Origin of the sequence: Vibrio sp. B1REV9 (assembly GCF_905175395.2) — a bacterium.
Classification (GTDB): Bacteria; Pseudomonadota; Gammaproteobacteria; order Enterobacterales; family Vibrionaceae; genus Vibrio; species Vibrio alfacsensis.
In genome coordinates, this window is sequence record NZ_HG992746.1 from 507065 (window position 1) to 526778 (window position 19714).

The following is a 19714-nucleotide window of genomic DNA, read 5'->3' on the forward strand; positions in this document are numbered from 1 at the left end:
TGGGATTAACGGAGTAAACCAATGAAACATACGTTCAAATTATCGCTGCTTTGTTCTGCAATCCTACTTGCTGGTTGTGGAGATAATACATCGAGCTCTGGCACTTCCGATTCTCCGCAATTTGAAGATAGTATCCAAACATTACTAGAGCGAAATACAAATATCGATTTCACGCTACAAGGTACGAACGCTAATGTACCACTGCCCTCGTTTCTTTTAATGGATTCATCCGATGGAACCCTCGGCTTGCCGACAGGTGGAGATAACTCATTAATGAACCCATTGGCCGCGATGAACACCATGGATGGTTGGTCCACCTCTATGCCAATCGTACTTAATTTTAAGGGTAATGGCTTCAAAGATGGTTTGGTCACTTCTGGCGTAAGTGTCATCAAACTGACCCAACCTCTGACGAGTATCGATGGGACATTTGATCCGATTGAAAAAGTGTTAACGATGCAAGATGGGATGACAGCCAACGCCGATTTCCAAGTCGTCTCGAGTGGCAACAGCTTGTACATTCAATTTGCTGATGCACTGGATGAGTCAAGTGAATATATTTTTGCTGTTTCGGGCGAAATTCTAGACAAAAATGATGAGAAAATTGGTACTTCTAGCAGCTATGCAACCGTTAAGCAGTCTGACACTATTTACACTGAAGGTGATTTAGCATCAGTTCAAGGCGCAACCCACGCCATAGAGCAATTATTTACGGCAGCTTCGCCACTTACCGGTGTCGATCCAACCAATATCGTGTATTCATCTTGGTTTAGCACCCAATCCGTCGGTGATACATTGACAGCCGTGAAAGGCATCACGGGCTTATCAATGGCGGATCCTGATAAAACCCTGAACGATTATTACAAGATCCCAGAAGATTCTACTCTTGATTTGACCACAGCTTATCTTGCAATGCTTGGTGATCCTCAAGATTTTGTCCTTTCCTTAAATGAGAATGACGCGTTTTCGAAATACATTAGCGATGACCAAAACGTGAAAAATGCCATTATTGGAGGATACAGTCAACGTATTGCCCAAGGAGCACCGCATGTCGAGGTGACGAAAGGCAAAATGGATCTCCCGCATTACCTAGAAAAAGGCGAAAGCTGGAACGAGACTCCAATGCAATCAGCAATGCCTAGCCTTGCTAAAGTGGTCGCGGCTCTCAACGATCCAGCAGAAGCGGAAGGAATTATCGCTCAACTTGTTGGGTATGGTATTGAACCATCAAAATTAGCGACCGATATTCGAGAACAAATGAAGCTTGTTGGCACAACGCTGTCCCTAACCAATGGTTCGCAACTTGATGCTGAGCGAGTCATCACTCGTTACGCGCCTGTACCACAAGTTAAATCACTGGAATCTGTTAACATGTTGGTGTTCACACCTAAGGACATCCAGCCAACCAATGCCGTGATTTATCAACACGGTATTACGTCTGCAAAAGAAAATGCTTATGCGTTTGCTTATAACCTTGCACAAGCCGGGGTCGCCGTTATCGCCATTGATTTACCTCTACATGGTGAACGAAGCCTTGATGAACAACGTTCAGCTAACGCAAACATTTTGGCCTACCTAAATCTTGAATATTTGCCAGTTGCACGAGACAACGTCCGTCAAAGTGAACTTGATATGATGGGGTTAAGAGCTGGATTATCGGCCTCTTTAAGCGCAGGGTTATTTAACGAGAAACCGTTAGCGAGTATGGCATCAGTGAAAGCTCTCGGTCACTCACTTGGTGGTATCGTAGCAACCACAGCGGTTGCCGCCGCGAACAAGCCAATCCCTGGCCTAACCGAACAAGAACAGGCAGCATTGACTGGCCTTTATGGTATTGGTGGGATGTCGATTCACAACTCCGGTGGACAGATTGCACACCTATTGCTGAACTCTCCGTCTTACGGGAACATGATTAAGCACAGTATCGCCTACTCTGGATCAAGTGAATATCAGCAAACGTTCGAATCTTTGGTCGCTCAAGGACAATGCTCAGCCGATATTTCAATGGTCGGTGCTTGTTTTGCAGCAATATATGCTGGTATGTCCGAGTCTCAGCAAGCAAGTGTTGATGGTGCTGTATCTCAGTTCGGTTATGCGACTCAAACGGTGTTAGATACGATTGACCCGTTTACGAATGCAGCAGACATTAGTGCCGATTTGCCAGTATTTATGTCTCAGGTTCAAAATGACCAAACCGTTCCAAATAGCGCACCAAATACGTTTGCCGGAACCCAACCATTAGCGGCGAAACTTGGGCTCACATCAATTAATGGCTCAACCTCTGCACCCGCTACAGGTGGTAATCTCTTCAAGTACCAAGGCAATACCGTTGACGAAAGTGGCATGGTGATTAATACCGTGGCTACTCACTCAACTTTTGTCGCGCCACAGCTTGAAGCGAGTACAGATTTGCCATATCACGTCGATATGCAGGCTCGTAACATTGAGTTCCTAACAACGAACGCACTAAATGCGCCTGTAAATACCAATTTAATGGAAGTCACTGAGTAAACAAAAGCGAATAACCAGTGTCCATTTAAAGCCCATACGGAGATAGTAATATCATTGCCGTATGGGCTTTTTGTCTTTGCATACATTCCTCCACCTATTCTTATCGTCTGCTATATTTATATCGTTGCTCTCACTTAACTTATTTTTTTAAAAGGAAATACTTATGAGACTATTGATTGTTCTAGGGACGGTATTACTACTCACCGCATGTGGAAGTAGCCAATATTTGATGTCGACTAACGAGGGTAAAATCATCACCTCTTACGGAAAGCCAGATTTAAATGAAGATACAGGTATGTATGAGTATGAAGATGTCGATGGCAAAGATATGAGCATATCTAAGGATGAAATCGTCCAAATCATCGAACGTTAACAAGTAATACCAATCTGGATGTTTGTTCACTCATACAACAGGAAGAGTAGAAAACGAGTAAATTCAGATTGGTAGTATTAACGGTATTGTTAGCGGTGGTGTTAAACGGCATTGATAATTTCTCAGTTTTCGAAAATGATCAAGCTGCGCAACTGATTCATCACTCAAAACAATCAACCCCTCTATTTATATTCTAGATATTATTTGTTTAGCCAATATTTTACATCTTGCCCCTTTTCAGGTTGGAATATTGTAAAATCTGGCCTTAAATTCTCTAACACCCTTTTATTTATCAAGATAAAGTGGATAATACCGCCACGAAATAACATTACTAAGGTGAGTCCTTATGTCTATCGAATCTACTCTACTTGCACGCTGCGAGTCAAAATGTGAACTGTGTGCTTCTGAATCTCAATTGTCTGCTTACGCTGTACCACCACACAGCCACGTAACGGTTGATACGGCTATCATGGTTTGTGATAAGTGTCATGGTGAGATCGAAGATCCTAAAGACATTAACCACTGGCGCTGTTTAAGCGACAGCATGTGGAGTCAGGTTCCTGCAGTACAAGTAACTGCATGGCGCCAACTTACTCGCCTAAACACAGAAAGCTGGGCTCAAGATGCTCTTGACATGATGTACATGGAAGAAGAGCAAATGAACTGGGCAATGAAAGGTATGTCTGCTGACGATAAAACTGTTGACTGCAACGGCACTGAACTTAAGAAAGGTGACGACGTAACAGTAATCAAAGACCTACCAGTTAAAGGTACAAACCAAGTAATCAAGCAAGGCACTGTGATTCGCGGTATCAGCCTTGGTGATGATCCTAAGCTTGTTTCAGGCAAGGCAAACGGTGGTCAGTCAATGTACGTGATCGCTGAATACTGCCGTAAGAAGTAATTATCAGTTACTTTCGATACTAAGCGGGGCTCCAGTTTTGGAGCCCCGTTTTTGTTGATGCTCGTTATTATTTGTATAAACATCGAGTCTAAACACCGCGTCTTAGTATAAACACCGAGTCACAAAAAATTTATAGTGATCTTATCAGATACAAAAATGCCGACATAACGTCGGCATTTTTAATTCTTTGCTTCAAGCTTAGCGGTACATACCGATATCTTTTTGCATGTGAGTTGACAAATCTTCTGCGTAGTAACTGCGTGGCGTGTTATCTACGAACAAAATGTCTAGTAGGTGAGCAATCAATCCTTTGAAGTTAACCGTATAGGTTTTCTTATCCATAGAGGTTGGTAAAGCTACATTTGTCATTTGCATTGCTTGTTCCATGATTGCCTCTCTTGTAAGCGCTAAATTATGTTGTTGGTTGTATATTAGTCATATTTTTAGGGTGTAAAAAATGACTAAATTTTTCCATTCGAATTACTTTTTCTAATGAAACATGTTATTTACAATCAACCAGAATATCAAATCACAATAGAGGAATAACTATTCACTTAAGCGGGTTTTATTTTGAATAACTTGAGGTTACTAATGTAACCTCAAGTTAATTCACAACAATTTATTAACTAATAATTCTTTTTGATTTTGTCATTTCTAAACAAAAGCAAAGCGTTTTAATTAGTAATTTTAACGCTAACTTTATCGTTCGCTCTGTTTTTATAAATCGACGCAATAACAGCTAACGTCATCACTGTGATCAAGAAAGTCAAAGACCATACTGTTGGGATAGCATATTCAGTACCAACAAGCAGCATCTTCACACCGATAAACATCATAATGACTGACAACGCAGGTTTTAGATAAACAAACTTGTCTAACATCGCTTGAAGTACAAAATACAACGAACGAAGGCCTAACAAAGCAAATACGTTAGCGGCTAAGACTAAGAATGGCTCGCGTGTAACCGCAAAAATCGCTGGGATGGAATCTAATGCGAACATCACGTCCATTACCGCGATAACACCAACAACAATCAGCATAGGTGTTGCTACCCATTTGCCTGCTTGTTTTAAGATCAGGTGGTTACCTTGATATTCATCTGTCACTGGTAAAAATTTACGGATGAACTGTTCTGGGTATGGGTTAACTTCTTCCTCTTCACCTTTGTCACGAGCGAGTTTAATACCTGTCCAAATTAGGAACGCTGCAAACACATACAGTACCCAATGGTATTGAGCTAACAATTGAGCACCAACTGCGATCATCACTGCACGAAGCACTAGAGCACCAATAACCCCCCACAGCAGAGCACGTGGGCGTAAATGTTCTGGAACCTTGTACTGAGTAAAGATAATCGCAAATACAAACAAGTTATCAACACTTAACGACTTCTCTAGCAAGTAACCAGTTAAAAATGACACGGTTGCTTTGTCGTGCGTGTATGAACTGTGTGGTGCGTAATAATCCCAAAAGAAATAGATAGAGCCTGCAAAAACAAACGCTAAAAGGAACCAAAACACGCTCCAAGTGATCGCCTTTTTCATGGTAATAACGCCGCCACGAGTTTGATAAATATCAAGGGCAACTAAAACCAATGTCAATAGGCCGAATACACCGTACATTGTCAGTGATTCTTGTAGTGGAACGGATTGGCTTAATTGGGTGGTATTTTCGATAAGAGACATGCTTCCTCCCGCGCGGAAGGTCATGGTATGGACAGACCTTCCGCATACAATACAAACCAGTGGTCACATTACCCATGTGTCCACTGATCAATGAATGCGTTGGTCTCGTTGAAGTGATCACTTGATGAATCAGGTGACACCTTTATTTACCGGATAAGCTGTTGCTTAACGAGATGACGATAAATAAACTTGCGCTAACTACTCCCCAAACGCGGCAATCATACCCCTGAGTGCCTCGAACTCCAACAAAAATTATTTATCGTCGTCTAACGTTATTCTTAATAGCAATAATTATTTAGCTCACTTATTTGTTATGTGGGATTTATTATGAAAAGCTGCTAGTTTGATTGTCATTTATTCACCAACCTAATACGAAAAAAGAGCACGTTTGTGCTCTTTCATTTATATAGCGCATCACTTTAAAAACCGTTGATAGGCACCAAATAAACTAACGTAGACCAAACCGCGATCCAGGCAAGTACAACGACCGCATCTGCCCAATCTGATTTCCACATATCCAATCCCTTATATTCGCTCATCACCCTATTCACGATACCGAAGCATCTGAGTATGCTAAGGGCTCGCTATGTCGATGGAAGCAAAAAAGATACCAGCTATGATTAATTGTGGTTCTGGACTAATTTTGGTTCTAGACTAATTGTGGATTTGGCTATATACAGTGTTGGCTTGATTCAGGCACTCGGGGGCATCTGTAAGAAGTTCAACGAAACAATCCGCCATCGACAAATTACTCACGAATCCCTCACCTTTCATCGATAAAATCGCCTCATAACCCTCTTTACCTTTCATGGTATAAGCCGATGAAGCGCCTCTGTACCATTGTTTGTCTTGTACACTATGCCAGCATTTACCATCGAACATTTCTAAGTTCGTAATTCGCTTTCCTTTTGGCGCATTTGCATCATAACCAAAATTTAAATTATGCGTATATGGGTAGCTGCCCGACCCCGTGCCCTCAACACCGTTGTTAAATGCGTTGTTTATTGCCCCCTCCAGAGTAAGCCTAATGGCCTCTCCTTGGACATTGTAACACCCGATTGGCACGGCAAAGGGCAATAATTTTCCGGCAACGTCTGCCACGGTAATCTTTCCAGGATTTAGGGATGCTCTTACCCCACCCGCATTATGGATCGCAAATTGAACCTCATGTCCTCGTTTATTAAGACAGTGTAAGAATGAACGAGCAACGGCTGGAGCAAGTTCGCTCCCTCCAAATTCATCTGGAATTCTTACATGGCGCTTTTTAGTTGCCACATTAGCGATAACCTGAGACTGAAGCTTACGAACACGAGGAATGTACTTATCGTTTAATATTGCTTGCGTGTCTGGGTGTTTTTTACATACCACAACATTAGGCTGCCCATAAATGAAATCACATGCGGTTTCGAATACACCTTGGTCCAGCTGTTCATTCAAGGATGAGTCCCAGAATATTCGTCGACCAAGTAACAGTTCATTTTGACCACTTAACATCGTTACTTTACCGTGTTCGTCAAACTCAAGAACGCAGTGCCCCATGGTCAAAGCGTGGAAACCCGCTTGTACGATGTAGGTGTCATTCACCTTTCTTCCATATGGATCATCATTGCCAAGTCCAACTTGAGTAAAGTCACCCTGTAACCTATGGCTGTGCCCCCCAACAATGATACCGATACCATCCACTTTCGCAGCCAATTCTAAATCATTGTCATAACCTAAATGACTCAAAAGGATGATGTTATTGATACCTGCTCGATGAATTTGTTCTACTGTCGCCTTAGCAGTATCCACAGCAGACACAAACGGGGTGTCGATGTCGGGGTTTGCAATGTCACTCATCTTATCGATAGACAAACCAAAGATAGCAAACTTCTCGCCATGGAACTCTTTGACTAAGTACTGAGCGCTTTTTGTGTTTACATCAAAGCTCAATACATTATCGCAATCACTGACACGATGCGCTTTTTGACTCAGTTCATTGGATAAATCCCAGTTGCCTGCTAACAACGGGAAATGTGTTCGTTGACAAAACATAGCAACGGGCTCGTTACCCATATCTAATTCGTGATTACCGAGCGCCATCGCATCAATGTGTAATGCGTTAAGCAGATCGGCATTTGCTTTGCCCTTAAATAATGAAAAATAAAGTGTACCTTGAAAGCAATCGCCAGCGTGAAGGAACAACATACCTTGGCCTTGACGCAACGCATCGTCTCTCAGTTGTTCTACACGTGTTGCAATACGTGAAAAGCCGCCAGCACTTACATAAGGCTCTAGAGGCTGTGTGCTGTCGACGTTTAGTTTTAGCTGTAATGACGTAGGCTCAAAATAGGAATGAGTGTCATTGATGTGTGCCAGTTTAATGCGTACTGGCTTATGATTTTTATTCATCGTCATCTTCTCTCGTTTCATTCCCTTTAATTATTAGAGTTGAATCATGACAGAATCATGAATGTTATGAAACAGAGAAATCTTAATTTCATATTAACGTGATCACGGTAGCTAATGATCTGGCTGAAATGCACGCTGCTGCAAAACGGTCTTTATTGCTAATGCTGTTAGTACGTAGAGCGTTTGGATATGAATTTGTGAGCCGTAGTAAACTCAACCATGCCAAATTCGTATATGCTTAAAAAACAATGGAAATAACGATAACTCAAGCCATTACATAGGAGAACAGTGATGAGATTGGAACGTATCGAAATCTCAGGTTTCCGTGGAATCAAGCGTCTTGCCCTCTCTTTTGATGAGCTCACAACACTCATTGGTGAGAACACTTGGGGCAAATCATCATTACTTGATGCACTGTCTCTTGTTTTGCCAGCAGACGGCTCTCTATATCAATTTCAAATGACAGACTTTCATGTAGATTACTCTGTATCACACCCTCAAACACAACATTTACAAATCATTTTGTGTTTTAAGGCACAAGACAAACAAGAAGCAAATGCAGGACGTTATCGACGCCTAAAGCCAACTTGGTGCATCAACGACAATAGCGACCATGTCATCTACTATCGCATCAGTGCGTCCCGTGATGGCGTAAATATCAAAACAAGCTATGATTTTCTTGATTGCGAGGGTGAACCAAAACGCCTTCATCATACAGAAAAATTGGCGATAGAATTGATGACATTACATCCCGTTATTCGTTTACGAGATGCCCGCCAATTTACTCACCCAAACCATGTTAATGGCGAGGGTAAAAATTCACGAATTGAAAAACGCATTAGTAACACATGCCGACGCCTGCTTGCGATGCCTGGTCATGTAAATAAAGGAGAAATCAGAAGCAGTCTTGATTCAATGCAGACGCTTGTCGACCACTATTTCTCTTTTCGTTCTACGTATCGTGGCGACCCAAGGAAACCTCGTGACGGCATGTTCTACGCTAGCCCATCATCAGAGATCGGCTTGCAGCAGTTTCTTAAAGCCACTAATAATAAGCAAACTCGACTATTGCTAATGGGGTTGCTCAATGCCTATTTGCAGGCCAAAGGACCGACAGATTTACGAAGATGCGCTCGCCCAATACTGATCGTCGAAGATCCTGAGGGCCGACTTCATCCTACCCATTTATCTCGTGCGTGGGGATTACTACAGCTATTACCAATGCAAAAGATACTCACAACAAACAGTGCACGTCTGCTTGGTTCCGTTCCTTTATCCTCAATTCGAAGACTCGTCCGTTTATCAGAAAAAACCATTGCCACTTCACTAAATCCATCAAAGTTCAGTGTTGACCAACTTCGCCGTATTGGATTCCACATCCGATTCCATCGCGCAGGTGCCCTATTTGCTCGCTGTTGGTTATTGGTTGAGGGTGAAACCGAGGTTTGGCTATTTAATGAACTTGCGCGTCAATGTGGTTACGATCTCGCCGCTGAGGGGGTACAAATCGTTGAGTTTGCCCAATCAGGATTAAAGTCATTAATTAAAGTCGCTAAAGAATTTGGCATCGATTGGCATGTAGTGACGGACGGCGATCCAGCAGGAAAAAAATACGCACATACTGTCAGAGCACATTTAGGTAATGACCAAGAACGTCATCGATTAACCGAACTCCCGGATAGGGACATTGAGCACTTTTTGTATAACCATGGTTTTGAGATGTTCTTTAAGGACATCGTTAAGATTCCCCATGATCATCCAATACCGGCAAAGAAAGTTGTTAATCGTGTTCTGAAAAAGCAAGCAAAACCGGATCTAGCACTCGCAATCGTCTCGCATTGTGAAGAGAAAGGCATAGATTGCATCCCTGTTCTCTTACGCTGGACTCTGAAACGCGTCGTTACGATGGCGAATGGGAATACTTGATGGTCTTTAGTACTAACTAGAGGTCTATAGTAATAATGAGTGGGCAGATAAAAAAAGCACACCAAATGGGTGTGCTCGTATCAAGAATCAATATTTTTGATTATTCGTATTAAGCGGGATAGTTCTTAATACCAAAAAGATACCAATAAGATCGGGGGAATACTACTGTACTTGCTCTGCAAGCGAAGTAGCGGTCGCTGATTTCGCATGTAACCAAAGTCCAGTTGCTTTCATTAGATAGCCGAATACACCACCTAAAATAAGGGACGGTACCACCAACTGCCAATTTCCATCAGCGGCAAATGTTGCGCATGAACCAATAAAAGTACCTGGGATATAGGCTAACCAAGCTTGCTTAGCTTGAATACACATAAAAAATGCCACTACAGCCGTAATTACATAGCCGATAATCTCTAAACCGACATAAGTAGAGCCATATATAATTACCATTGCCCAAAATACGCCTGTCATATTGGTGAGCAGACTTTCTGCAAGGCCTTTCAAACCACCTGTTGGGGACGCGAAGTAACTCGTGCAGCCAAGAAAGCCAGCCCAAGATAATAGGCCAAGGGAAATCGCAATCCAGCCCCAAACGCCAGAGAGAATACCAGTTGTAATAGAAATCGCTAAAAGTGTCGTCATGGAATTCTTACCTGCTTTGCCTGTTTCGCACCATTTTGGTTTGAAAGCTGCCTTCATACATTGAAATCAGGCTTCCAATACTAGAGGTATCCCCTGCGCAATTCGGCGATCAGAATCACATAAAAAACTGCAAATTTAAAACAATTTCACTCAAAACTTGACGCAAACGATAAATCAACAGATTTAGAAAATAACTAGAGAACCAAGGCGGGACGGACAAAAATTGAGTTCTTGACGTGGTAGCTTAACAATCAAAGGCTCTGCAATGCAGAGCCTATCAAATCATTATTGACTACAAAACCGAGCGTTTACCTTTCATCATTCGCAAACCCTCTCGTTTAATACAGTCGACAAGCGGGTTCTCTGCCATGTCTGCTCGCCAAATAAAGGACAACGTACGATCCATTTTTAAATCTGGCACGTTCAAAGCGACAAGCTCACCTGCCTCGATATACCGCTCTACGTCTAAATATGGTAAACACGTCAAGTACTGACCGTTGGCAACAAGGCTACGCAAAACTGGCACGTGTTCGTATTCACGCCAAACGTCCAAATCTTCAATAAGATGATGAATAGAGCTATCAAAAATTTTGCGAGTGCCAGAACCATGCTCACGTAGAACCCATTTAGCGTGTTCAAGTTGCGCCAAACTTACGGAATCATTTTTAGCAAATGGGTGGTGAGACGCTGCAACTACAGTAAGGTGGTCACGACACCAAATTTCTTGGTGTAAACGGTTATCGTCACAACGTCCTTCAATCACGCCCAAATCGTATTTGTAATCTAAAACACCATCAATAACGGCTTGCGTACTTTGCACGCCAAGTGAAATTCGCATTTCTGGAAAATCATTATCAATGATACTGATAAGGTCTGGAACTAAGTGTTCTGCTGGGGTTTGGCTCGCTCCCAATCGAATATGTCCACTCAACAAATGCTGCTCGTAAAACCCCATTTCAATTTGCAAGGCATCTTGTAATAGACGTTTCGCTTTTGGCCTTAACCACATCCCCCAATGCGTTAATGCCATTTGCTTACCCTGCCTTTCAAACAAAGGCCTTCCAAGCATTTTTTCCAATTGCGCAAGCGACATACTCGTCGCTGATTGTGTCAGAGCCAGTTTATCTGCGGCCTGGCTTACACTGCCGGTGTCTGCAACTGCGTCAAATACCGCTAATTGCTTAAGTGAGTAGCGCAAAGTGTCCTCCCAAATCGGTGAGTATTCCAAATACTCTGGAGCCCAGAAATTTATGCGTCGATACGCAATAAAGTTCATTTTACCTACCCTGAAAAACTTATCAAATAATTTGATGAGGATTCTAAATATTATCAATTTTACCTGTACGTCCCAGACGCTTAATCTGGATATGCGGTTCGGGAACACCGCAATACAAAAACAAGTAACACATTCATTTTCGGGCACTAACTGTTTCGATTTATTCACTAAGGAGTTTCTATGGAAGCACAAACTAAGGAGTCAATATGGCGGTGACCAACTCTCAAAATCACCAGTATTTCTCACCAAAAGAAATGATGGCTGAAGCTGAGAAGTTTGCCCTTAGCAAAGCAAACAAAACCAGTGGTATGACGCTAGGTTTAGCAATCATGGCAGGCGCATTTATCGGTTTGGCATTCTTGTTTTACATCACAGTGACAACAGGCAGCGCTGACGCAGGTTGGGGCCTTAGCCGACTTGCGGGTGGTTTGGCATTCAGTATGGGTTTGATACTCATCGTTATTTGCGGTGGTGAGTTGTTTACCAGCTCAGTGCTTTCAAGCATCTCATGGGCAAACAAACAAATCTCTTTTGGCAAGATGCTGTCGATTTGGGGCAAGGTTTATGTCGGTAACTTTATCGGTGCGATGTTCTTACTTGCATTGGTAAGCGCTGCAGGCTTGTACCAAATGGATGCCGGTCAATGGGGTTTAAACGCACTGAACATTGCGCAACACAAGCTTCACCACACGTTATTACAAGCGTTTGCACTGGGCATTCTATGTAACTTGTTGGTTTGTCTTGCAATCTGGTTAACGTTTAGTTCGGCAAACGCAATGACAAAAGCAGCGATGACCATCCTACCCGTTGCAATGTTCGTGAGCAGTGGCTTTGAGCACTGTGTAGCAAACATGTTTATGGTACCGCTCGGCATCGTAATCGCGAATTTCGCACCAGAGTCATTCTGGACTTCAGTCGGCGTATCGGCTTCTCAATACGCAGATCTAAGTGTTGGCCACTTTATCACAGCAAACTTGATTCCCGTGACACTTGGCAACATTGTCGGCGGCGCAGTATTGGTTGGCTTGGCCAACTGGTGTATCTATCGCCGACCAGAACTTAAAGCAGCAAACGTTTCATCAATCACAAACACTACAAAACTCACGTCAGTTAAGGAAAGCATTATGAAAAACGCATCAATTGTAAAAGAGATCATGAACCCGAGCCCAGTTACTCTGAGCGTAGAAATGCCAGTTTCAACTGCACTAGATACCCTATTGGACAACAATCTAATCAGTGCTCCTGTTGTTGACATCGAAAACCGTTTGGTTGGTTTCTTATCTGCTCATGACGTAATGGTTGAATTGTGGTGCCAAGATTACATCCCAGCACAAGAACAAAAAGTGGTCGACTTGATGAGCCGTGACGTTGTGGCTATTGACGCTAGTGACCGTTTAGTGGACGTGGTTGAGTTTCTATGTATCGATAAAGAGCAACTATACCCAACAACAAGTATGGGCATGGCAACTCGCTTTACTTCTCTTTCATTAGAAGAGCGTGCAAAAAGCATGAAAGTAAGCAAGCCTCAAGTATTACCAGTCCTCGAGAATGGCGTCATGGTTGGTGTGGTAACGCGTAACGAAGTCCTAAAAGCATTACGCCCTGTTTACGGTGAGCGTCTAAATCTTGTTGAAGATAAAGTTCTAGAAACGGCATAAAACGATTACAGCTAACAAGTAGCTACTAGCTACTAGCTACTAGCAAGACAAGTTGGCACCTATAAAAAAGCGCTCTAATTTCAGAGCGCTTTCTTCATTTAAATTTTCTCATCTAGGCACTAATGTGAAGAATTTACTTCTTGACGCCTTCAATGTGCAGTTCCATATCAACGTAGCTAGAAGAGCCCATCACAGGAATTTCAAAATCAGCAAGTTCTAGACGTGTTTGACCAATGAAACCAGCACGCTCACCGCCCCAAGGATCATTACCTGCACCAACAAACTCCGCTTCAATCGTGATTGGTTTAGTCACACCGTGAAGCGTCAGGTCTCCGATCACCTCTAACTGACCATTACCTTTATCTACCACTTTCGTACTTTTGAATATTGCTTCACTGTATTTGCTTGCATCAATAAAATCGCCGCTGCGGATGTGCTTATCACGCTCTGCGTGGTTTGAGTCTAAGCTTGTTGTATCAACCACCACATTGACTTTCGCGTCTGCCATATTATTTTCATCAAAAGAAAAGTCACCAGAAAATGTATTGAAACGGCCTTTGATGAAGCTGTAACCAAGGTGACTTACTTTAAAGTTGATCGATGCGTGTGCACCTTTGGTGTCGATAACGTAATCTGCAGCGTTTGCGCCGAAAGGCAGTGCCATTGCGATTGCTAATCCTGTAGCGAAAAGTGACTTTTTCATTTTGAAGCTCCTAACATTTTTCTTAATGTGTTGTCTTTATCGATAAAGTGATGTTTGAGTGCGGCTGCAGCATGCAAGCCTGCCATTAGGATCACACCCCAGGCTGCATAAAAGTGGACTTCACCGGCAATATCGGATTGGTTCGGGAACAACTCCCCTGCACCAGGTACCGTAAACCAGTTGAACACTTCGATTCCTCGACCATCCGAAGTAGAGATTAAGTATCCAGAAATAAAGATAGTGATAAGTAACAAATACATCATGCTGTGTGCCGCTTTTGCCACAAGCACTTCAAAAGGCTTACCTTCTACGCTTGGGGAAGTCGTAACCTGCTTCCATATGATACGAAGCAAAGTGAGAGCTGCTAATAACAGACCAACTGAACGATGGTAATGCGGTGCTATACGATACCATTCGCTGTAGTAACCAAGATCAACCATCCACAACCCAACAGCAAACAAACCAATGATGCATAACGCGGAAAGCCAGTGCATGACTCTAGCGAATAGGTTGTAGTTCTTTACTTGTGTATCCATCTCACGATCCTAGATCTATTCCTAAGTATATGTTGAGCAAGAAACACAACATTAACTGATTTACTTTGTGTGAAACAGATTATTTACCATCATTTACATCTAACCAACAACACTCATTCAAACAACATATTCGAAATTTTAGAATGAGCCACAAAATGTGTACCTATAATTGGACTTCTTGCTCTATTTCATACAACTCATCCGTCATTTCTAACATCCGCTTTTCAATCACAGACTTGGCATCTTCAATACCTTTGTTGTAATAGAGAGGTCCAAGCTTTTCAGTGACAAAGTCAATTAAGAACTCACTATCAAACTGACCAATCTCTATACTCAGTTCATCTTGCATGTAATCTTGAATCGCGTTTGCTAATGCCTCTTTTTGAGACCGCTCTAATTTAATCATTTCATTCCTCTCGCTTTGCCATTCATAAATTTGATGTTTAGATCAAGAAGTTGCTTATCTTCGTTAGTCTATCTTTAAAAGACTATGCTAACCTTTCTCCGCCTAATTTGTTAACCGTTAAGGGATATTCTTTGCTACTCGACTTAGTCATTCAAAGTGTCAATGATTTTCAGGACGACTGTCTCAAGCTCTGTGAAAAGCATTACCCTGCGGTGCACAACCAAGGCATGAGTGAGCACCACCTCGGACTCGCATTTGCAAGACGAATGGAACACACTTTCCGTCACTTTGGATACAACAGTATTATCAAACCCATTGAAGTACTCGAATCACCAGACCTCCCTCATCACTATCGTATTTCTTCAGAAATTGGCACGGTATGGGTATTAAGCCACCATTTGGTTAGTGCTGGACACTCTTGTCGTGAAAATTTGTTGGAAACGATCACCGAATGGCAATGTGAGTATGGTTACGCACTACAACCCAATGACCTGTTGTTTTTAGTGAGTGACCATTGGATGAGCCGAAGTAAAACGAGTCGCGAATTGTTGCACTGGTGGATGGGTGCATTGCCCGACCCAATCAATGAATACACAGAGCAAGGTATTACCTTGTACACCAGTGAATCGCAGCTGACGCAATCGTTAGAAAAACGATTTAATATTAGCCCTTGCTACATCAAATTTGGTCACCCGTTACGTCGTTCGAATAAGCAACAGTTGGTAAGAAAATATTTGCAACTGTACGCGGTCTTACAATGGTAATACGCTTAACGAGCTAACACCGTCATTACTGAGCTTGCCCCCTTGTACAGAAGCGAACATTCAAAGACACAGTATTTGACAAACTGAAACCCAATATCAGCAACATTGAATGAGCCGAAACCCTCTTTCATTAAGGTCGTTGAATGCAATCACCTTGAATGTAACCATAGACATTATGTCAACTTGCGCGGTTCCGGTATTTATAAAACGACTGGCATTAACGCTGCTTATCATTCGCCAAGTATCTCAAAGCACTTGTCTCAGCGAGAGTAACTTGGCTTTTAAAGGCATCACCGATTAGAAAAGAATAAAAAAATACCCAAGTGACATGACGTAACTTGGGTATCTCTAGATAAGGTCTGAATTAGTACAGGTAATTGCATCAATCAAAGCATTTGATAGCGTACATCACCTTTTATTTTCGACTTTTTCCGCGATTTTTGTGAATTGCCAATTTTGCTTTCATCTTCCGCTTTTCTGCAGAACGGCTCTTGCTGCGTCCACCATGATTACGCTCAGGTTCAACTTCTTCAATCAGACTTGGCTCAAAGCCTGCCAACCATTCTTGAGGAAGACGCTTATCCAATAGATTCTCAATAGCATGAAGCAAGTATTCTTCATCACGACTCATTAAAGAGACCGCTAAGCCCGATTTGCCCGCACGGCCAGTACGGCCAATTCGATGCACATAATCTTCCGCTTTGAATGGCATATCAAAATTAACCACTTGCTCAAGCTCTTGAATATCAAGACCGCGAGCAGCAACATCAGTCGCAATCAAAGCGCGAACTTTACCGCTCTTAAACTCATCTAACGCACGTTGACGAGCTCCTTGAGATTTATCTCCGTTAATCGAAACCGCTTTAATACCATCCAATTTAAGCTCTTTAGCCAACTCGTCACTGCCCTGCTTGGTTTTGGTAAACACCAACACCTGTTGCCAGTTACGAGAGCCAATTAAGTAAGCAAGTAACTCACGCTTGCGCTTTTTATCAACGGGATAGACCATTTGCTTCACGGTTTCTGCCGTGGTATTCGCTGGAGAAACTTCGACTTCAACCGGCGAGTCCATGAGCTTGTAAGCGATGGTTTTAATGCGTTTTTCAAATGTCGCAGAGAACAACATAATTTGGCGAGTTTGTGGTAGACGACGCAAGATTCTTTGTAAATCTGGCCAAAAACCCATATCAAGCATTCGATCTGCTTCATCCAATACAAGCGTTGTTGTTTTTGAGATGTTTACATTGCCGTTAAATAGATGATCAAGTAAACGGCCAGGTGTCGCAATTAATATATCTGCGCCGTCATTTAACTTATTCTTCTGAACCCCAATGCTAGTGCCACCATACACACACACAATTTTAAGATCGGTGTTGGCTGCGTATTGGGTTAGATTATCAAACACCTGTTGAGCAAGCTCACGAGTCGGAACCAAAATCAAAGCTTGAGGTGCGCCATTTCGTTGTTTTTGCTGAACCGACTGAATAATTGGTAAACCAAAGGCTGCCGTCTTACCCGTACCGGTTTGCGCTGCAGCTAGCAGATCTTTCCCTGCCAATACATGAGGAATTGACATTTCCTGTACTGGTGTTGGTGACACGATATTCAAACCGCTTAGGGTATCAACAAGCTGTTGTTCAATGCCAAGATCAGCGAAATTAACGGACATGATAAACCTCATAATTTTTGGAGCGCAGAGTTTACCAGAGCGATATTGTTCATACTACCTTTAGCGTTATCCAAGCTAAGAATTCATCAGTTGTTGATGATATTGATAAGCTTGCGCTAATACGTCTTGATAAAGTGGTGAAAACTTGGACTCTAATTCCGTATATTCGTTATCTAACACTTCAAAGGTTGTGGTCAGGTCTGCCATTCTTGGGCTTCGTTGAGACATTCTGTGAAGCGCAAATTCAATGTTTTGCAACTCGCGGTAAGATTGAAGCCACCCCCCCTGCCACATTCGGCTATGAAGCAATAAAAATCGCGATGGTAGGTCTTCAGATATTTGTTCGTTCACTTGCGAATAAGCATAACGAACGAAAGAATCTAAAGGTTGATCGCTAAACGATTGCCAATGCTTGGCCAAGCAGTGATCCCAAAACATATCTAGAGCAATGGGAGCGAATCTTCGAGCCACTCCGGTAAAGAGTGGCTTGCATTCGTTAACGATAGAATGATGATCGGTGATGCGATCAACAAAGCGATGTAATTTGATGCCATTGGAAATATCTGCTCGATATTGCTTGCTTGGATCTCCTTTTACGAAGTCTCCAAGCAAGTTTCCCATCAAATGGCTATGACATTGTTCTGCGATATGCAGGTGGGCTAAAAAATTCATTAGACGCGGTGAATGGCCTTTAGGCTCGTCTTACATGAACTTAGTATAACGTCTGTTGTGACGCGTTGAGAGTACTAATTGTACTTATTCGGCTTCATCATCTGAGCCAAGGTAATCCGACAGGTTAATACCAATTTCAAGTGCATCAAGCATCTCTAGGCATTCGTCGTTATGGTATTGGTCGCTCATGTGACCTCCTTATTTACAACTCCTGAAGCAAATTTGCTTTAATATCACTGCTCTCGAATTTTATTCGATGACAGTCACTCCTTTTATAGCCTTTATATGACACATTCATGACAGCGAGAAGTAAAGATTTAGAAAGCTATGACAGAAATCATAAGTAAACGATTGCAATTGGTCGAACAACGAGTTTGGGTGATGATAGAAATAACGCGTTAGAAGCATTTTATTTATAAAAATTGGAGATAACATAGAGTAAAAAGGCATTAAATTTGAAGTGTATCGAATTATCACCTCGAATTTCATGAAAGCGTGTTTTACCACCCAAACATTCGGCTATTCTTATTCTCGCCAAACATTTTTGCTGCTGGTGATAAAAAATATGAATAACTACAAAGACCCTACAAATAATACTGAAGACATTCAGTGCCCACTTTGCCAATGTGATGAATATATGATTTCGTCCGATGGTGAAAAGTTTACTTGTGCTTCTTGCGGGTTCCACACGAAAAACTTCTCATCGATAAGGTGCTTACACTACACACCTTACTTACAGACTAAATTTAAACATATCCATGTATTAAGTAAGGTGTGCCACTAAACAAAATAGTAAGTGAATAAAGTGAATCTACTAAATGCACAGAGCGTCTTTGAAATGAGCTAGCCCCACGCTAAATAGAGCAGCCTACTAGCTGCTCTTTTAGTTCGCCTAAATGCCCTATTTGAGACACACGATTATCTTGTACTAGGGTGATCGGCACGCCATTGTAAAGCTGAACGGTTTTGACTCCAGCATTTAACCCCGCCTCTACCCCCTTTGGGGTGTCGTCGACATATAAGCAGTCACTCGGCAAAAAACCCATGCTCATTGCGCTATACATAATTAGATCGGGTTCTGGTTTCCAGCTATTTGTGTCAAATGCTGAGAAGATCTTGCCTTTGAAAAAACTCAAGAGCCCAGTCAACTCAAGAGAATATTCAATTTTATCTTTAGGCCCGTTTGACGCGACGCAATACTCAATTTGATGAGAATCTAAAAACTTAATCAATTCATGTGCGCCATCCATTGGCATTAGATGACGGACGAAAAGGGCTTGTAGCACGTCTCGATATTGAGGTTCTAAAACATCAATTGAAACATCAATATTCATCAATTCTTTAGCATCGGACAAAATATCCGCGAGTTTACCTCCCTTAAAATGAGCCACGCACTCATCTAAAGGAATATCTGCCCCATACTGACTAAATACATCAACCAAGGCTTGGCAACACAAACGCTCGCTATCAACCAACGTACCGTCACAATCAAATATGACACATTTTATATTGTCCATAGCATGCCCCTCTGACGTCTAACAATACTTGCTTCTTATAATTGTTCCATCATATTAAACTTTAAAGCGCTTTAAACGTGA

At 42.2% G+C, this 19714-nt stretch carries 17 protein-coding genes; 6 read left to right on the plus strand and 11 right to left on the minus strand.

Annotated features, from left to right (window positions below; genetic code table 11):
* Positions 1 to 21 precede the first annotated feature (21 nt).
* The 3 genes from KHN78_RS16540 (at position 22) to KHN78_RS16550 (ending at position 3788) form a co-directional block, all read left to right on the plus strand.
* The gene (locus tag KHN78_RS16540; protein WP_211917323.1) at positions 22 to 2511 is read left to right on the plus strand and encodes a VolA/Pla-1 family phospholipase; all 2490 of its coding nucleotides are present in this window, start codon (positions 22 to 24) and stop codon (positions 2509 to 2511) included.
* A gap of 163 nt (positions 2512 to 2674) precedes the next feature.
* Positions 2675 to 2884 (plus strand): YgdI/YgdR family lipoprotein, encoded by a 210-nt coding sequence (locus KHN78_RS16545; protein ID WP_211917325.1) that lies wholly within the window; start codon positions 2675 to 2677, stop codon positions 2882 to 2884.
* A gap of 346 nt (positions 2885 to 3230) precedes the next feature.
* Positions 3231 to 3788 (plus strand): PhnA domain-containing protein, encoded by a 558-nt coding sequence (locus KHN78_RS16550; RefSeq protein ID WP_128812883.1) that lies wholly within the window; start codon positions 3231 to 3233, stop codon positions 3786 to 3788.
* Between the two features lie 198 nt (positions 3789 to 3986).
* Here KHN78_RS16550 and KHN78_RS16555 read toward each other — a convergent pair whose 3' ends face one another.
* From KHN78_RS16555 to KHN78_RS16565, 3 genes are all read right to left on the minus strand, one after another.
* Complete coding sequence (locus KHN78_RS16555; protein ID WP_128812882.1) at positions 3987 to 4175, minus strand: hypothetical protein; 189 nt, start codon at positions 4173 to 4175, stop codon at positions 3987 to 3989.
* Positions 4176 to 4462: 287 nt separating this feature from the next.
* A complete protein-coding gene (locus KHN78_RS16560) occupies positions 4463 to 5473 on the minus strand; it encodes a TerC/Alx family metal homeostasis membrane protein (protein ID WP_128812881.1) in 1011 nt (336 codons plus the stop codon).
* A gap of 654 nt (positions 5474 to 6127) precedes the next feature.
* Positions 6128 to 7870 (minus strand): bifunctional metallophosphatase/5'-nucleotidase, encoded by a 1743-nt coding sequence (locus KHN78_RS16565; RefSeq protein ID WP_211917327.1) that lies wholly within the window; start codon positions 7868 to 7870, stop codon positions 6128 to 6130.
* A 285-nt stretch (positions 7871 to 8155) separates the two neighbouring features.
* Between KHN78_RS16565 and KHN78_RS16570 the strand changes: the two genes are divergently transcribed.
* Positions 8156 to 9790 (plus strand): ATP-dependent endonuclease, encoded by a 1635-nt coding sequence (locus KHN78_RS16570; protein ID WP_211917329.1) that lies wholly within the window; start codon positions 8156 to 8158, stop codon positions 9788 to 9790.
* Between the two features lie 162 nt (positions 9791 to 9952).
* On the opposite strand, the gene KHN78_RS16575 is transcribed toward KHN78_RS16570, so the two are convergent.
* Both KHN78_RS16575 and KHN78_RS16580 read right to left on the minus strand, forming a co-directional pair.
* A complete protein-coding gene (locus tag KHN78_RS16575; RefSeq protein WP_211917331.1) occupies positions 9953 to 10432 on the minus strand; it encodes a DUF1097 domain-containing protein in 480 nt (159 codons plus the stop codon).
* A 292-nt stretch (positions 10433 to 10724) separates the two neighbouring features.
* The gene (locus tag KHN78_RS16580; RefSeq protein ID WP_128813509.1) at positions 10725 to 11630 is read right to left on the minus strand and encodes a LysR substrate-binding domain-containing protein; all 906 of its coding nucleotides are present in this window, start codon (positions 11628 to 11630) and stop codon (positions 10725 to 10727) included.
* Between the two features lie 284 nt (positions 11631 to 11914).
* Here KHN78_RS16580 and focA point away from each other — a divergent pair, with 284 nt between their 5' ends.
* Positions 11915 to 13366, plus strand: coding sequence for a formate transporter FocA (gene focA / locus KHN78_RS16585; protein ID WP_211917333.1), 1452 nt, complete (start codon positions 11915 to 11917; stop codon positions 13364 to 13366).
* Positions 13367 to 13499: 133 nt separating this feature from the next.
* Here focA and KHN78_RS16590 read toward each other — a convergent pair whose 3' ends face one another.
* The 3 genes from KHN78_RS16590 to KHN78_RS16600 form a co-directional block, all read right to left on the minus strand.
* Positions 13500 to 14069: a YceI family protein gene (locus tag KHN78_RS16590; protein WP_211917335.1), complete on the minus strand. Its 570-nt coding sequence runs from the start codon at positions 14067 to 14069 to the stop codon at positions 13500 to 13502.
* Positions 14066 to 14605 carry a cytochrome b gene (locus KHN78_RS16595; RefSeq protein ID WP_211917338.1) on the minus strand — a complete coding sequence of 180 codons (540 nt, stop codon included), beginning with the start codon at positions 14603 to 14605 and terminating at the stop codon, positions 14066 to 14068. The genes KHN78_RS16590 and KHN78_RS16595 overlap by 4 nt, the downstream gene beginning before the upstream one ends.
* A gap of 163 nt (positions 14606 to 14768) precedes the next feature.
* Positions 14769 to 15011: a DUF2164 domain-containing protein gene (locus tag KHN78_RS16600; protein ID WP_128812875.1), complete on the minus strand. Its 243-nt coding sequence runs from the start codon at positions 15009 to 15011 to the stop codon at positions 14769 to 14771.
* A 131-nt stretch (positions 15012 to 15142) separates the two neighbouring features.
* Between KHN78_RS16600 and KHN78_RS16605 the strand changes: the two genes are divergently transcribed.
* Positions 15143 to 15775, plus strand: coding sequence for a hypothetical protein (locus KHN78_RS16605; RefSeq protein ID WP_211917340.1), 633 nt, complete (start codon positions 15143 to 15145; stop codon positions 15773 to 15775).
* Between the two features lie 415 nt (positions 15776 to 16190).
* On the opposite strand, the gene KHN78_RS16610 is transcribed toward KHN78_RS16605, so the two are convergent.
* The 3 genes from KHN78_RS16610 to KHN78_RS16620 form a co-directional block, all read right to left on the minus strand.
* Positions 16191 to 17444, minus strand: a complete 1254-nt coding sequence (locus tag KHN78_RS16610; protein ID WP_211917342.1) for a DEAD/DEAH box helicase — start codon at positions 17442 to 17444, stop codon at positions 16191 to 16193.
* Positions 17445 to 17519: 75 nt separating this feature from the next.
* Positions 17520 to 18116, minus strand: coding sequence for an ACP phosphodiesterase (locus KHN78_RS16615; protein WP_211917345.1), 597 nt, complete (start codon positions 18114 to 18116; stop codon positions 17520 to 17522).
* An 854-nt stretch (positions 18117 to 18970) separates the two neighbouring features.
* A complete protein-coding gene (locus tag KHN78_RS16620) occupies positions 18971 to 19633 on the minus strand; it encodes an HAD-IA family hydrolase (protein ID WP_211917347.1) in 663 nt (220 codons plus the stop codon).
* Positions 19634 to 19714 lie beyond the last annotated feature (81 nt).

Excerpts from the sequence above, each read along its gene's own strand:
- KHN78_RS16620 (WP_211917347.1), bottom strand. The coding sequence starts at position 19,633 with ATGGACAATATAAAATGTGTCATATTTGATTGTGACGGTACGTTGGTT.
- KHN78_RS16595 (WP_211917338.1), bottom strand. The coding sequence starts at position 14,605 with ATGGATACACAAGTAAAGAACTACAACCTATTCGCTAGAGTCATGCAC.
- KHN78_RS16590 (WP_211917335.1), bottom strand. The coding sequence starts at position 14,069 with ATGAAAAAGTCACTTTTCGCTACAGGATTAGCAATCGCAATGGCACTG.
- KHN78_RS16615 (WP_211917345.1), bottom strand. The coding sequence starts at position 18,116 with ATGAATTTTTTAGCCCACCTGCATATCGCAGAACAATGTCATAGCCAT.
- focA (WP_211917333.1), top strand. The coding sequence starts at position 11,915 with ATGGCGGTGACCAACTCTCAAAATCACCAGTATTTCTCACCAAAAGAA.
- KHN78_RS16560 (WP_128812881.1), bottom strand. The coding sequence starts at position 5,473 with ATGTCTCTTATCGAAAATACCACCCAATTAAGCCAATCCGTTCCACTA.
- KHN78_RS16600 (WP_128812875.1), bottom strand. The coding sequence starts at position 15,011 with ATGATTAAATTAGAGCGGTCTCAAAAAGAGGCATTAGCAAACGCGATT.
- KHN78_RS16555 (WP_128812882.1), bottom strand. The coding sequence starts at position 4,175 with ATGGAACAAGCAATGCAAATGACAAATGTAGCTTTACCAACCTCTATG.
- KHN78_RS16545 (WP_211917325.1), top strand. The coding sequence starts at position 2,675 with ATGAGACTATTGATTGTTCTAGGGACGGTATTACTACTCACCGCATGT.
- KHN78_RS16565 (WP_211917327.1), bottom strand. The coding sequence starts at position 7,870 with ATGACGATGAATAAAAATCATAAGCCAGTACGCATTAAACTGGCACAC.
- KHN78_RS16570 (WP_211917329.1), top strand. The coding sequence starts at position 8,156 with ATGAGATTGGAACGTATCGAAATCTCAGGTTTCCGTGGAATCAAGCGT.
- KHN78_RS16575 (WP_211917331.1), bottom strand. The coding sequence starts at position 10,432 with ATGACGACACTTTTAGCGATTTCTATTACAACTGGTATTCTCTCTGGC.
- KHN78_RS16550 (WP_128812883.1), top strand. The coding sequence starts at position 3,231 with ATGTCTATCGAATCTACTCTACTTGCACGCTGCGAGTCAAAATGTGAA.
- KHN78_RS16610 (WP_211917342.1), bottom strand. The coding sequence starts at position 17,444 with ATGTCCGTTAATTTCGCTGATCTTGGCATTGAACAACAGCTTGTTGAT.
- KHN78_RS16540 (WP_211917323.1), top strand. The coding sequence starts at position 22 with ATGAAACATACGTTCAAATTATCGCTGCTTTGTTCTGCAATCCTACTT.